The organism is Streptomyces broussonetiae, assembly GCF_009796285.1.
Lineage (GTDB): Bacteria > Actinomycetota > Actinomycetes > Streptomycetales > Streptomycetaceae > Streptomyces > Streptomyces broussonetiae.
The window spans coordinates 4,538,203-4,551,946 of the sequence record NZ_CP047020.1 but is presented as its reverse complement, the minus strand read 5'-3'; the positions used below and the strand labels follow the sequence as shown (position 1 = coordinate 4,551,946).

Genomic DNA, 13,744 nt, shown 5'->3' with positions numbered 1-13,744 from the left:
CGGGCCGTGGCCGGCCATCGCCCGGGGCCGTTGCTCGGTACGGCGTCGGTCAGACGTTCACGCCGAAGTCCTGGGCGATGCCGACCAGGCCCGAGGCGTAACCCTGGCCCACCGCGCGGAACTTCCACTCCGTGCCGTTGCGGTACAGCTCGCCGAAGACCATGGCCGTCTCGGTGGCGGCGTCCTCCGACAGGTCGTAGCGGGCGATCTCGGTGCCGCCGGCCTGGTTCACGATGCGGATGTACGCGTTGCGGACCTGGCCGAAGTTCTGGCCGCGGTTCTCGGCGTCGTAGATGGAGACGGGGAAGACGACCTTGTCGATGTCGGCAGGGAGCGCGGCCAGGTTGACGTTGATCGCCTCGTCGTCGCCCTCGCCCTGGCCGGTGACGTTGTCACCCGTGTGGACGATCGAGTTGTCCGGGGTCTGCTTGTTGTTGAAGAAGACGAAGTGGGCGTCCGAGTAGACCTTGCCCTGTGCGTTGACCGCGATGGCGGAGGCGTCCAGGTCGAAGTCCGTGCCGGTGGTGGTGCGGACGTCCCAGCCGAGGCCCACGGTGACGGCGGTCAGGCCCGGAGCCTCCTTGGTGAGCGAGACGTTGCCACCCTTGGACAGGCTTACAGCCATTCTCGGGAGTCCTTTCCCTTGGTTCGGTACGGCGGAAAAGCTACAGCTACCCCTATGAACGCCAAGGAGGGTGGCGAAGGTTCCAGGTCGCTTTACTTTCTTTACCCGCCGCACCCGATTCCTCCACGGGGGATATTTCGCGTGACGTGGACCTGCCTGTCGGGCGACCATGGTGAGCATGTCCGGTCCCTACGTCATCCGTGGCTCCGTCTCCCTGCCCGAGGCCGAGCTGATGTGGCGTTTCTCCAGATCGTCGGGGCCCGGCGGACAGCACGTCAACACCAGCGACTCGCAGGCGGAGCTGCGCTTCGACCTCGCGCGCACCGAGGCGCTGCCTGCGGTGTGGAAGGAGCGGGCGTTGCAGCGGCTGGCCGGCCGGCTCGTCGACGGAGTCGTCACCGTCCGCGCCTCCGAGCACCGTTCCCAGTGGCGCAACCGCGAGGCCGCCGCCGTACGCCTCGCCTCGCTCCTCGCGGAGGCCACCGCGCCGCCGCCCAGGCCCCGCAGGCCGACCCGCATCCCGCGCGGCATCAACGAACGCCGGCTGCGCGAGAAGAAGCAGCGCTCGCAGACCAAGCGGGGCCGCACGGGCCGCGACTGGCAGTGAGGCGGCGGGCCGGTCCCGGGCCGGCCGCACGTCACACTTGCGGCCCGCCGTTCGTCAGGTGAGCAGAGACCCGACGACGACGCAGAGACCGGAGCGACCCATGAGCGAGCACCACCAGCCGCAGCGCCGGCCCGACGACGACGCCGCCCTCGCCGAGCGGTTCGAGGCGTACCGGGGGCATCTGCGGGCCGTCGCCCACCGGATGCTGGGCTCGGCCGCGGAGGCCGAGGACGCCGTGCAGGAGGCGTGGTTGCGGCTGAGCCGGTCCGACACGAGCGAGGTGGCCAATCTCGGGGGCTGGCTGACGACCGTCGTCGGCCGGGTCTGCCTCGACATGCTCCGCTCCCGCCGCACCCGGGGCGAGGAGCCCCTGGACGTCTGGCGTCCGGCGCCCGCCGTCGAGCCGGACCCGGCGCAGGACGCCCTGCTCGCCGACTCGGTCGGCGCGGCCCTGCTCGTCGTCCTCGACACCCTCACCCCGGCCGAGCGGCTGGCGTTCGTGCTGCACGACCTGTTCGGGGTGCCGTTCGAGGAGGTCGGCGCCGTCCTCGGGCGCACTGCGGCCGCCGCGCGGCAACTGGCCAGCCGGGGCCGGCGCCGGGTGCGGGGCGCGGACGCGCCGGAGGCCGACCTGGTGCGGCAGCGGGAGGTGGTCGACGCGTTCCTGGCGGCGGCGCGGGGCGGCGACTTCGACGGGCTGCTGGCCGTCCTCGATCCGGATGTGCTGGCCCGTTCCGATGCCGGTACGACCGCCGGCGCGGTCATGGTCGCCTCCGGCGCGAGGAGCTTCGCCCACCTGGCCGCCGTAGCGATCCCGGCACTGGTCGACGGCGCCACCGGCCTCGTCCTGTATGCCGACGGCAGCCTCGAGCGCGTCCTGACCTTCACCTTCGTCGCCGACCGCATCGCCACGATCGATGTCGTGACGGACCCGGCACGGCTGGCCGGGCTGACGGTCGAGCCGGTGTAGCCCAAGCGCGCGGAGGGGCGACCCTCACAGCTCCAGCACCCCGACCCGCTCCCCTGCGTCCATCTCTTCGGTGGGGCAAAAGCCCAGGCCCAGATGGAAGGCCTCGGGGCCGTCGGGGCCGGGGTGCCGGCTGACGTACATCTCGCCGGCGCCGCGGCGGCGGAGTTCCGCGGCCACCGACTCCACGGCGAACCGGCCGTACCCGCGGCCCTGTGCGTCCGCCGAGACATTGAGCCGCCACAGGACGGAGCGGTACAGGCTGCCGTCGCGGTGCCAGTCGATGTCGAAGAAGGCCGTCAGGAAGCCGACCGGTCGCCCGTCGTCGACGATCAGGCGCGGCCAGGCGACGCCGGCGGGGTGGGCGTAGGCCTCGGCGAGGGACTGCGCCACGGGGGCGACGGCGTACTCCTGCTCGGGGCGGACACGGATGCCGATCGCCGCGTCGAGATTCCGCGGTGTGATCTCTTCCAGGCGAGGGCTCATACGCGCACCCTGGGCACGCCACCGGGCGCTGACCACGGAATATCGGGCGGCCGGCGTCGTTCAGCCCAACTGCCGGTACCGACCCCGGAAGTACAGCAGCGGCCCGCCCTCGGCGCTCGGCACCTGCGCGGTGAGGACCCGGCCGACGACCAGCGTGTGGTCCCCGGCGCGCACCCGCTGTTCGGTACGGCACTCCAGTGTGGCCAGCGCGCCGCCCACCAGGGGTGCGCCGGTGGCCTCGCCGCGGGCGCAGGGGATGTCCGCGAAGAGCAGCCGGTCGCTGATGCGGCCCTTCATCGCGAAGCGGCCGGCGATGTGCCGCTGGTTCTCGGTGAGCACCGACACGGCCCACAGCGGCTGTTCGTCCAGCAGGTCGTCCATGCGGGAGCCCTCGCGCAGGCTGACGAGGACCAGCGGCGGGTCGAGCGAGACCGACATGAAGGCGGTGGCGGTCATGCCGACGTCCTCCACACCCGGCGCGTCCGGGTCGTTCGGGTCGAGCGGCGGTTCCTGCGCGGTCACCAGGACCACGCCCGCGGCCAGCCGGGACATTGCGGCCCGGAACTCGTCGTTGCTCACGCCCTCAGCATGCCCGGAAGCGGCGAGGGCGGTGGGGGAGGCGGTCTTCAGCACGCCGGAAACGCTAGTCTCCGCCCTGCGCGGGCCGCATCGGGCCGGCGGCCGAGCCTGGTCCTAGGACCAGGGGACCAGGGGGTGACCGGTACGACAACTGCGGGCATCATGTGCGCACGTTCGCAAAACTTGCGTTCAGTATTCACACGTGGCAAACGCAGAAACTCCACTCAATTGTTCACGTTCTCCTGTGACTTGAGTCACAAGGGGTGGGAATTGTTGACCCTGTGTACCGAGTGGGCAGCGCGCTGTGATTCAGTGGCAGGGGGCTGAAAGAGCACCGTAAGAGGCAGAGCAAACAGACGCCGACGACAACCCTTGATTCGCTGCGAGGTCTCGGGGGGAGGGCGAGCATGGAGACCGAGTCGGAGCCGTATGTCCGCCTTGCGTCCCTGCGGCAGCTGCACCAGGTCATGGCCGACATGAACACGGCACGCAGCCTCGCGGACACACTGCAGACCGTCGCCGACGGCGTCGTACAGGCTCTCGGGTACGAGATGGCGTGCGTGAACCTCGTCCGCCCGGACGGCGACCTCGTCGTCGCCGCGCTCTCCGGAAACTCCGCCGCCGAGGCCCTGATCACCGGCCGAGTCGGCTCACGCGACTCCTGGGACCGGCGGCTGCACATGGGCGAGCGCTGGGGCGACCTGGTCTTCATCCCGCACACCGAGGGCTGGGTCCTCGACGACGACGACGTCCCCCAGTGGTACACGGACGGGCCCGCGCCCCGCTTCGAGGACGAGTGGCACCCCTCCGACCGGCTCTTCGCGCCGATGTACACACCCGGCGTGCAGGGCGGCTCCTCCGGCGAACTGCTCGGCGTCATATCCGTGGACCGGCCGCGCAACGGCCGGCACCCGGGCGCCTGGGGCCGCGAGGCCCTGCAGATGTACGCCTTCCAGGCCGCCATCGCCATCAGCAACGCGCGTCTACGCGCGAATATGCAAAGGGCACTTGTCCGCCTGGAACGCGATCAGCAGGCCCTGCGCGCGAGCGAGGAATCCTTCCGGCAGGCCTTCGAGTACGCCCCCTCCGGCATGGCCATCGCCGAGATGGGCGGCGACCAGCACGGCCGCATACTGCGCACCAACGACGCCCTGTGCCGCCTGCTGGGCCGCCCCGCCTCCGCGATGCGCCGCTACTCCTTCTCCGACCTCGTCCACCCCGAGGACATCGGCACCCTCCTGCGGACCTCCGCCGAGGGCGGCCGGGCCGAGCTGCGCCTCGGCCGCCGCGACGGCACGTACGTCTGGGTGTCGCTGCGCAACTCGGTCGTCGCGGACGCGGCCGACGGCCCGCGTTTCCTGCTCACCCACGTCGAGGACATAGAGGAGCGCAAGCGGCGCGAGCTGCAGCTCGCCCACCGCGCCTCGCACGACTCCCTGACCGGCCTGCCGAACTCCGCCGAGCTGCGCTCGCGTCTGTCGGCCCGGCTGTGCCAGCGCCCCGCGCTCCCCGGCGCGCTGGAGTCCCTGGACGCGGCCTACGGCCACCCCGTCTTCGACGGCCCGGCCGGCCACGGCTTCGACTTCCGCCCGGGCACGGAGGGGTTCGACGCCTTCGACCATCATGTGCACACCGCCGCCCCCGAGGACGAGCGCGACGACGGCGCCAAGGGCCTCGCGGTCCTCTTCTGCGACCTCGACGGCTTCAAGTCGATCAACGACCGGTTCGGCCACAACGCGGGCGACGCGGTGCTGATCGAGGTCGCCCGCCGGCTGTCGCGCGGGGTCCGGGACGGCGACACGGTCGCCCGGCTCGGCGGCGACGAGTTCGTGATCCTCGCCGACGGCCTCGGCCGGGCCGACGCCCAGGACCTCGCCGTACGGCTGCGCAACGAGATCATCCAGCCGATCCGGGCCGAGGGCCGGGCCGTTCGGGTGGGCGCCAGTTTCGGCATCGGGTGGGCGCACTGCGGCATGACTGCGGACGAGGTGTTGAAGTCTGCCGACGAGCGCATGTACGTAGAGAAACGATCTCGTCCCAAACAACATCGACGCGCCGGATGAACCGCAGGTCAGCGAGTTGATGCGGTCTGGGTCACCTGTTTGGCTCAGCCAGAGCAGGTAGGCTCGCTAGTCCATACCCCCTATCGCATCCGCCCGCACCTGCTGAGGAGTACCAGGGATGACGCCCGGCGACAACGGCGCGAGCACGCCCGAGGACGACGACCCGTTCGGCTATCTGTACGCCGATGGCCAGGCCAGAGGAGCCCAGCCGCCGTCCGGCGGTTACGGCTACCCGAACGCGGTCAGCAGGGTGCGTGCGGTCGGCGAGCGCCAGTACGGCCAGCAGGCGCCGTACGGCCAGCAGACCCCGTACGGGCAGCAGGCCCCGTACGGCCAGAGCGTGCCCCAGCAGGGCGCCTACGGGCAGCCGAACGCGCACTACCAGGCCCCCGAGACCCTCCCCGGGGGTGCCCAGACCACCGGCCGGCCGGCTCAGCCCGCCCCCGGCCGGCGCGGCCCCAACACCAAGGGTCTGCTGATCGGCGCGATCGCGGTGGTCGCGGCGGTCGTCATCGGCATCAGCGTGGCGATGATGAACGGCAACTCGGGCGACAAGAAGTCCGACAACCAGGCGGGTACGACCCCGAGCCAGTCCCAGAGCAGCGGGCCGAGCCCGTCGGGGAGCAGTTCGGCGGGGAGCGGCGCGCTGAAGACCGACGCGAGCGCCCTCCAGCTGGCCGGCGGTGCGGCGAAGGCCACGGACGTCAAGGGTGCCCAGACCTCCGACGGTTCCTACGTGGGCGGGCTGAACCAGGCCGGCTCCTCGATCACCTGGACCGTCAACAACGTTCCTTCGGACGGCCTTTACACCCTGTTCGCGCACTTCAGCGTGCCCGGTGCGGACCAGCAGATGACGGTCAGCATCAACGGCAAGCCGTTCGCCACCGGGCTGCCGCTGAAGAACTACGCGAATGCCAAGGCCGGCGACTACGTGGGTGGCTGGACCACGACCTACGTGTGGCCCACCCTCAGCAGGGGCTCCAACACGATCTCCATCTCCTGCCAGCCCGGCGACAAGTGCGACGCACTGATCGACCAGTTGTGGCTCCAGCAGGGCAAGCACACACGGAACGGCTAGGCCGGCCGGCCGCCCAGGGCGTCAGAACGCGGTGCTCCGCCCGTCACGGGCGGAGCACCGTCGTGCGTCCAGGGGGGAAGGGTGGTTCTCGGCCGAACCGACTTTCACGCCGCCGTCACCGACACGCGCGTCAGGAGTTCCTCGTACGCCGCCCGGTCGAACTCGCCCGCCGTCGCGGCCCGTACGGTCGCCGTCGACAGTGCGACCGCGCGGGCCAGGCGGTCCGGCCAGGGGAGTTTTTCCACGAGTCCCGACAGCAGGCCCGCGACCGCCGAGTCGCCCGCGCCCGTCGGGTTCCCGTGGGCGGGGGCGGGCGGGACGGCCTGCCAGCGGCCCTCGGGGGCGACGGCCAGGAGTCCTTCGGCGCCCAGGGAGGCGACGACCGCGTGGGCACCGCGCCGCCGGGCGTCCTGGGTGGCGCGCAACGGCTCGTGGGAACCGGTCAGTTCGGCCAGTTCGTCGATGTTCGGTTTGATGAGGTCGGGGCGCGCGGCGACTCCCCGGCGCAGGGGTTCGCCACTGGTGTCCAGCAACACGAAGACGCCGTGGGCCCGCGCGGCCCGCACGAGGTTCGCGTATGCGCCCACCGGCACGCCCGGCGGCAGGCTGCCGCACAGGGCCACCACCGAGACACCGGGCAGCAGCTCCTCGTACCGGTCCAGGAAGGTGCCCCACTCGGCCGGGTCGATCTGCGGGCCCGGCTCGTTCAACTGGGTCGTGTCACCGGACCGTTCGTCCACGACGGCGACCGTGCGCCGGGTCGCGCCGGCGACCGGGAGCAGCGCGTCCGTCAGCCCGGGGACGCCGGCTAGGCGGTCGCGCACCGCGCGCCCGGTCCCGCCGCCCGTGAACCCCGTGACCGTCACCTCGTGCCCCAGCGCGGCCAGCACCCGGGCGACGTTCACGCCCTTGCCGCCCGGCCGCTCGACGACCTCCGAGACCCGGTGCGAGGTGTGCGGACGCAGCGACCGGACCCGGTAGGTGAGGTCGAGAGCGGTGTTCAGCGTGACCGTGAGGATCACCCGGGCCGACCTCCCTCCACGTTCCTGCGCCTGTCATCGGTTTCCGGGGCCACGATCATGCCAAACAGACGGCGGCCGGCCCAGTCGTGGGTCGGCCGCCGTTCGCGGAAAAGACGGGCAGATCAGGCCAGTTGGGGAGTGATCACCCACACGCCGTGCCGCATCACGCCCTTGAGGTCGAAGTGCGCGTCGAGTACGACGAGATCGGCGTCCTTGCCCGGTTCCAGCGAGCCGATGCGGTCGGACAGGCCGAGCAGCCGGGCCGGGTTGACGGACAGGGCCGTCACCGCGTCCTGGACCGACAGCCGGTCGATCGTCACCGCCCGCTTGAACGCGCGGTCCTGGGTCAGTGTGGAGCCCGCGATCGAACCGCCCTGCACCAGCCGGGCCACGCCCTCGCTGACCTCGACCTCCAGCGGGCCGAGCATGTAGCGGCCGTCGCCGATGCCGGCCGCGTCCATCGCGTCCGTGATGAACGCGACCCGGTCCGCGCCCGCGTGGTGGAACGCCAGCTCCAGCGCGGCCGGATGCAGGTGCGTGCCGTCGTTGATCAGCTCGACGGTGACCCGCTCGTCCTCCAGCAGGGCCGTGATCGGGCCGGGGGAGCGGTGGCCGAGCGGGGGCATCGCGTTGAAGAGGTGGGTGGCGACGGTGGCGCCCGCGTCGATCGCCTCCACCGTCTGCTCGTACGTCGCGTCCGTGTGCCCGATCGCCGCGATCACACCGTGCTCGGCGAGCAGCCGTACGGAGTCGACACCACCCGGCAGCTCGGCGGCGAGGGTGACCATCTTCGCCTTGCCGCGCGCCGCGTCGATCAGTTTGCGGACCTCGGCCGGGTCCGGGTGGCGCAGCAGTTTCTCGGAGTGCGCGCCCTTGCGGCACGGCGAGATGAACGGCCCCTCGAAGTGGACACCGGCGATCTCGCCCTGCTCGGTCAGCTCGCTGAGCAGTCCGGCCTGGCGGACCAGCAGGTCCATCTCGTCGGTCACGGTGGAGGCGACGAGGGTGGTGGTGCCGTGCGCGCGGTGGGTGCGAACGGCCTTGAGCACGTCCTCGGCGCTGCCCGAGAAGGAGGCCCCGCCGCCGCCGTGGTTGTGGATGTCGACGAAGCCGGGCACCAGCCAGTGGCCGGTGAGGTCGATCGTCTCGGCGCTCTCGGCGGCCGCAGCCACGATCTTCGTACCCTCGACGGACACGCGCCCGTCGTCCACCACGCCGCTGGGCAGCACCACCCGAGCACCTGTGAGAACCAAGCTGGGAGCCATCAGGCGGTTACCTCCGAGGGGTCGGTGGGATCGAGGTCGGTCGTGTCGGGGGCGGGGGAGCCGGGGCCGGCCGGGTCGAGCAGGTCGCGGGCCAGCAGGCCCGCGCCCAGGCAGCCTGCGGTGTCGCCGAGGGCGGCGGGCACGATGGTCGGCAGTTTCTGGAAGGTGACCCGGCGCCGGACGGCGTCGCGCAGTGGTGAGAACAACACTTCCCCTGCCTCGGCGAGACCGCCACCGATGATCAGTGTGCGAGGGTCCAGCAGGGTGAGCGCGGTGACCAGTCCGTCGGCCAGCGCGTCCACCGCCGCCTGCCAGACCCGGACGGCCTCCGGGTCGCCGGAGGCCACGGCCTTGGCGCAGTCGGCCGCGTCCGCGGCCGGGTCCCCGCAGGCCGCCGCCCAGGCCTCGCTGACGGCGGACGCGGAGGCGTACCGCTCCAGGCAGCCGTGCTGTCCGCACGGGCAGGGCGTGCCGCCGGGCCGTACGACGACGTGGCCGATCTCGCCCGCGAAGCCGTGCGCGCCCGCCTCCACCCGGCCGTCGATGCCGATGGCGCCCGCGATCCCGGTGCCGAGCGGCACGAACAGGAACCGGTCGGCGCCCTTGCCCGCGCCGATGCGGCCCTCGGCGAGCCCGCCGGTGCGCACGTCGTGCCCGAGGGCGACGGGGACGCCGAGCCGCTCGGCGAGCAGGGCGCGCAGCGGTACGTCCTTCCAGCCGAGGTTGGCCGCGTAGGCGGCGACGCCCCGCTCCTCGTCGACGATGCCGGGGACCGCGATGCCGGCGGCGAGCGCGGGTGCGCCGTAGTGCGTGACGCCGTACGCGTGCAGTTCGGCGGCGAAGTCGAGGATCGCCCCGACCACCGCGTCCGGACCGCGCTCGCGGCCGGTGGCGCGGCGGGCGCGGTGGAGCAGCTCGCCGTCGTCGCCGACGAGGGCGGCCTTCATCCCGGTACCGCCCACGTCCAGGGCGATGACATGTCTCACCACGGCCCTAGTGTGGCCCTCGTACCCGCGAGAGGTCTAGTCCACTCACGTGGTGTAGACCTTATGTGTCCATATATTGAACGGTCAGACAGCAGGGTTGGGGCTTTGAGCGTGCGTCGGCGTACGACAGGATCGGTTGCGGCAGCGTCTGCCATGGGCATGACATTGCTGCTGGGGGGTTGCGGGAGCACGGGTTCGTCCGACGTGACTCTGAGACTCGTCGCCGCCGACTACGGCGACTCCGCCGCCAACAGCTCCAAGAAGTACTGGGACAGCCTGGTCAAGGCCTACGAGGCCAAGCACTCCGGGGTGAAGGTCGAGGTCAGCGTCTACTCCTGGAACGACGTCGACGCCAAGGTCAAGGAGATGGTCGCCGCCGGCCACGCCCCCGACCTGGCCCAGATCGGCGCCTACGCCGACTACGCGGCCGCCGGCAAGCTCTACCCGGCCTCCGACCTGCTCTCCATCCGCACCCAGGCCGACTTCCTCTCCCAGCTCTCCGACGCCGGGCAGTGGAACCACACGCAGTACGGCATCCCCTTCGCCGCCTCCACGCGCGTGCTCTTCTACAACAAGACCCTGTTCGCCAAGGCCGGCATCACCCCGCCCACCACCTGGGACCAGCTGGCCGCCGACGCCAAGGTGCTCAAGGACAAGGGCGTGAAGTACCCCGTCGCGCTGCCGCTCGGGCCCGAGGAGGCCCAGGCGGAGACGATGCAGTGGATGCTGAGCGGCGCCGGTGCGGACACCGGCGGCAGCGGCTACACCGACGACGTCGGCACCTACACGATCGACTCCGCGCAGAACGTCGACACCTTCACCTGGCTCAAGGACGACCTGGTCGGCAAGGGCCTGACCGGCCCGGTCGCGCCCGGCAGGCTCAACCGTGCGGACGCCTTCGCCGCCTTCGCCGACGGCCAGGTCGGCATGCTCAACGGGCACCCCACGCTGATCCAGCAGGCCGAGAAGAAGGGCGTGCAGTTCGGCACGGTGCCGATGCCGGGACGCACCGGCACGGCCCGGGCCTCGATGGGCGTCACCGACTGGATGATGGCCTTCAAGCAGAACGGGCACGCCGACCGAATAGGCGACTTCCTCAACTTCGTCTACAGCGAGAAGAACGTCCTGGACTTCTCGCGCGACTACGGCCTGCTGCCCGTCACGGGCTCCGCCTCGACGGCGATGAGCGACTCGGACGCCGCCTCCGACAAGGCCCTGCACCCCTTCCTGGACCAGCTGCCCACCTCCGAGCTGTATCCGGTCGGCAAGACCTCCTGGGCGGCGGTCGCCGCGGCCGTGAAGCAGAACATCGGCCAGGCCGTCGCCCCCGGCGGCAGCCCCTCCGCCGTCCTCACCCGCCTGCAGGCCACCGCCACGGCGGCCGACAGCAGCGCGAGCTGAGCCGCTGAGCCGGGCCGGACTGTCCGTGCCCGGCGTTACGGTGGCTGCCATGGAACTGGGCAGCCGGGAGAAGGCCATCCTCGCGCTGGAACGCCGGGGCTTTGCGGGCCCCGGCGCGAAGGAGCGGGCGATACGCGAACAGCTGGGCCTGGCCCCGGTGCGCTACTACCAGCTCCTCAACGCCCTCCTCGACGACGAGCGGGCCCTGGCCCACGACCCGGTGACGGTGAACCGCCTGCGCCGGGTCAGGGACGCCCGCCGTACGGAGCGCTGAACCGGGCGGGAGAGGAGGCGCAGCCCCAGGCGTGACAACGGGCCGCGCTGGATACTGTCGCTGTATGGACGCTGACGCTCTGCCCACCCCGCAGACCCGGCCCGGCCGGGACGGACTCGCCGCGCTGCTCGCGCAGCCCGGCGCAGCGATCGTCGGCCTGGACTTCGACGGCACACTGGCCCCCATCGTCGCCGACCCCGAACAGGCCCGCGCCCACCCCGACGCCGTACCCGCCCTCGCCGCCCTCGCCCCCAAGGTCGCCTCCGTCGCCGTGATCACCGGCCGCCCGGCCGGCGTCGCGGTCCGCTACGGCGGCTTCGCCGGCGTCCCCGGCCTGGACCACCTCACCGTCCTCGGCCACTACGGCGCCGAACGCTGGGACGCCGTCACCGGCACCGTCACCGCCCCCGCCCCGCACCCCGGCGTCGCCGCGGTCCGCGCGGAGCTGCCGGGCGTCCTGGACCGGGCCGGTGCCTGGCCCGGCACCTGGATCGAGGAGAAGGGCCGGGCGGTCGCGGTCCACACCCGCCGCGCCGCCGACCCCGAGGCCGCGTTCGAGGCCCTGCGCGCCCCGCTCGCCGATCTCGCCGCCCGCCACGGCCTGATCGTCGAACCCGGCCGCATGGTCCTGGAACTGCGCCCGCCGGGTGTGGACAAGGGCGCGGCGCTCGGCGAGTTCGTCCGCAAGACCGGCGCCGAGTCGGTCCTCTACGCCGGCGACGACCTGGGCGATCTGCCCGCCTTCGCAGCCGTCGAGCAGCTCCGCTCGGACGGCGTCCCCGGCCTGCTGGTCTGCAGCGGCAGCACGGAGGTCACGGAACTGGCCGAACGGGCGGACGTGGTGGTCGACGGCCCGGCCGGCGTCGTCGCGCTGCTGCGGTCGCTGGCGGCCGAGATCGATCACCGCTCCAGCGCGGCCAGCTGATCCAGGAACCACTTCGCGGGCGGCAGCGCCGTGGCCGCCGCGGCCAGCCGCTTGGACCGCTCCGCCCGCTCGCCCGCCGGCATGCCCAGCGCCGCGTGCAGCGCCTGGGCCATACCCCCGATGTCGTACGGGTTCACCCCGATCGCGTCCTCGCCCAGCTCCTCGTACGCCCCGGCCTCCCGCGACAGCACCAGCACGCACCCCTCGTCGGAGACGACCGGCACCTCCTTGGCGACCAGGTTCATACCGTCCCGGATCGGATTGACCAGGGCGACGTCGGCGAGCCGGTACGCGGCGAGCGAGCGCGCGAAGTCGTCCTTGACGTGCAGCACCACCGGGCGCCAACCAGCCGTCCCGTACTGCGCGTTGATCTCCTCCGCGACCCGCTGCACCTCGGCGGTGTACTCCCGGTACACGGCGAGATCCTGCCGGGAGGGGTAGGCGAACGCGAGGTGCACCACGCGCTCGCGCCACTCGGGGTGGTCGTCCAGCAGCTGCCGGTACGCCAGCAGTCCGCGCACGATGTTCTTGGACAGCTCGGTGCGGTCCACCCGGACGATCGTCCTGCGGTTCTCGCCGATCTCGCGGCGCAGCGCCGTCATCCGCTCGTCCACGTCCGGCTCGTGCGCCCGTGTGCGCAGGAAGTCCGCGTCCGCGCCGAGCCCGTGCACGCCGATCGCCGTACCCGTGGTGATCCCGGGTCCGAGGACCGCCTCGCAGCACGCCGTGAACGCGTCCGCCCAGCGCCCCGTCAGGAAGGCCGCCCGGTCCGCGCCCAGGATGCCCTGCAGCAACTCGGCCGCGATGTCGTCGGGCAGCAGCCGGAAGTAGTCCGGCGGGGCCCACGGGGTGTGCGAGAAGTGGCCGATGCGCAGGTCGGGCCTGAGGTGCCGGAGCATCCGGGGCGCGAGCGCGAGGTGGTAGTCCTGCACGACCACCGCGGCCCCCACGGCCGCCTCCTCGGCCAGCGCCTCCGCGAACGCCCGGTTGTAGGCCTGGTACGACGCCCACTGCCGCCGGAACCGCGCGTCGAAGACCGGCTCCAGCGGGGTCTGGTACAGCATGTGGTGGACGAACCACAGCACCGAGTTGGCGATCCCGTTGTACGCGTCGGCGAAGACGTCCGGGGCGATGTCCAGCATCCGCACCCGCTGCCCGCCGGTGTCCTCGGCCGGCAGCAGCCCGCCCTGCGCCCGCCGGACGGCCTCCCGGTCGCCGTCGCCCAGCGCCGCGCACACCCACACCGAGTCCGCGTCCGACCCGATGGCCGACAGCCCCGAGACCAGCCCGCCGCCGCCCCGCTTGGCGCGCAGCGAGCCCTTCTCGTCCGCCGTGTACGAAACCGGGCCGCGGTTGGACGCGACCAGCACCTCGGCACCGTGCGTGGAAGCCATGGTCCTCAACCTAGCCCGGCCCGGAAACCCTCAAACGTGTGCCCACGCCCGACACCGCCGCCGTATACGAAC

The 13,744-nt window shown here is 72.2% G+C and carries 14 protein-coding genes; 7 read left to right on the top strand and 7 right to left on the bottom strand.

All coding sequences use genetic code 11. The features are described from left to right. Nucleotides 1-49: 49 nt before the first annotated feature. Nucleotides 50-625, bottom strand: a complete 576-nt coding sequence (locus tag GQF42_RS21015; protein WP_158922162.1) for a TerD family protein — start codon at nucleotides 623-625, stop codon at nucleotides 50-52. Between the two features lie 169 nt (nucleotides 626-794). On the opposite strand from GQF42_RS21015, the gene arfB reads away from it, so the two are divergent. Together arfB and GQF42_RS21005 are read left to right on the top strand one after the other, a co-directional pair. Further along, a complete protein-coding gene (arfB, locus tag GQF42_RS21010) occupies nucleotides 795-1,232 on the top strand; it encodes an alternative ribosome rescue aminoacyl-tRNA hydrolase ArfB (RefSeq protein WP_158922160.1) in 438 nt (145 codons plus the stop codon). 100 nt (nucleotides 1,233-1,332) lie between these two features. Beyond that, nucleotides 1,333-2,202: a sigma-70 family RNA polymerase sigma factor gene (locus GQF42_RS21005; protein ID WP_158922158.1), complete on the top strand. Its 870-nt coding sequence runs from the start codon at nucleotides 1,333-1,335 to the stop codon at nucleotides 2,200-2,202. A 24-nt stretch (nucleotides 2,203-2,226) separates the two neighbouring features. On the opposite strand, the gene GQF42_RS21000 is transcribed toward GQF42_RS21005, so the two are convergent. Beyond that, a complete protein-coding gene (locus GQF42_RS21000) occupies nucleotides 2,227-2,685 on the bottom strand; it encodes a GNAT family N-acetyltransferase (protein WP_158922156.1) in 459 nt (152 codons plus the stop codon). A gap of 60 nt (nucleotides 2,686-2,745) precedes the next feature. Further along, complete coding sequence (locus GQF42_RS20995) at nucleotides 2,746-3,318, bottom strand: flavin reductase family protein (protein WP_233273405.1); 573 nt, start codon at nucleotides 3,316-3,318, stop codon at nucleotides 2,746-2,748. A gap of 353 nt (nucleotides 3,319-3,671) precedes the next feature. Between GQF42_RS20995 and cdgB the strand changes: the two genes are divergently transcribed. Both cdgB and GQF42_RS20985 read left to right on the top strand, forming a co-directional pair. Then, complete coding sequence (gene cdgB, locus GQF42_RS20990; protein WP_158922154.1) at nucleotides 3,672-5,327, top strand: diguanylate cyclase CdgB; 1,656 nt, start codon at nucleotides 3,672-3,674, stop codon at nucleotides 5,325-5,327. 118 nt (nucleotides 5,328-5,445) lie between these two features. Continuing rightward, nucleotides 5,446-6,405, top strand: coding sequence for a carbohydrate-binding protein (locus GQF42_RS20985; RefSeq protein WP_158922152.1), 960 nt, complete (start codon nucleotides 5,446-5,448; stop codon nucleotides 6,403-6,405). 104 nt (nucleotides 6,406-6,509) lie between these two features. Here GQF42_RS20985 and GQF42_RS20980 read toward each other — a convergent pair whose 3' ends face one another. The 3 genes from GQF42_RS20980 to GQF42_RS20970 all read right to left on the bottom strand — a co-directional run bounded on the left by GQF42_RS20980 (nucleotide 6,510) and on the right by GQF42_RS20970 (nucleotide 9,678). Then, on the bottom strand, nucleotides 6,510-7,427 hold the full coding sequence (locus GQF42_RS20980; protein ID WP_158922150.1) for a 1-phosphofructokinase family hexose kinase: 918 nt from the start codon (nucleotides 7,425-7,427) through the stop codon (nucleotides 6,510-6,512). 122 nt (nucleotides 7,428-7,549) lie between these two features. Continuing rightward, nucleotides 7,550-8,692, bottom strand: a complete 1,143-nt coding sequence (gene nagA, locus GQF42_RS20975; RefSeq protein ID WP_158922148.1) for an N-acetylglucosamine-6-phosphate deacetylase — start codon at nucleotides 8,690-8,692, stop codon at nucleotides 7,550-7,552. Further along, a complete protein-coding gene (locus GQF42_RS20970) occupies nucleotides 8,692-9,678 on the bottom strand; it encodes an ROK family protein (RefSeq protein ID WP_158930383.1) in 987 nt (328 codons plus the stop codon). Before GQF42_RS20970 ends, nagA begins: the two co-directional genes overlap by 1 nt. Nucleotides 9,679-9,789: 111 nt before the next feature. Between GQF42_RS20970 and GQF42_RS20965 the strand changes: the two genes are divergently transcribed. The 3 genes from GQF42_RS20965 (at nucleotide 9,790) to otsB (ending at nucleotide 12,278) form a co-directional block, all read left to right on the top strand. Then, nucleotides 9,790-11,079, top strand: a complete 1,290-nt coding sequence (locus tag GQF42_RS20965; RefSeq protein ID WP_446447341.1) for an ABC transporter substrate-binding protein — start codon at nucleotides 9,790-9,792, stop codon at nucleotides 11,077-11,079. 49 nt (nucleotides 11,080-11,128) lie between these two features. Next, nucleotides 11,129-11,353, top strand: a complete 225-nt coding sequence (locus GQF42_RS20960; protein ID WP_158922144.1) for a DUF3263 domain-containing protein — start codon at nucleotides 11,129-11,131, stop codon at nucleotides 11,351-11,353. Between the two features lie 64 nt (nucleotides 11,354-11,417). Continuing rightward, nucleotides 11,418-12,278: a trehalose-phosphatase gene (gene otsB / locus GQF42_RS20955; protein ID WP_158922142.1), complete on the top strand. Its 861-nt coding sequence runs from the start codon at nucleotides 11,418-11,420 to the stop codon at nucleotides 12,276-12,278. Here otsB and GQF42_RS20950 read toward each other — a convergent pair. Then, on the bottom strand, nucleotides 12,254-13,672 hold the full coding sequence (locus GQF42_RS20950) for an alpha,alpha-trehalose-phosphate synthase (UDP-forming) (protein WP_158922140.1): 1,419 nt from the start codon (nucleotides 13,670-13,672) through the stop codon (nucleotides 12,254-12,256). The two genes, otsB and GQF42_RS20950, sit on opposite strands and share 25 nt — an antisense overlap. Nucleotides 13,673-13,744: the final 72 nt, after the last annotated feature.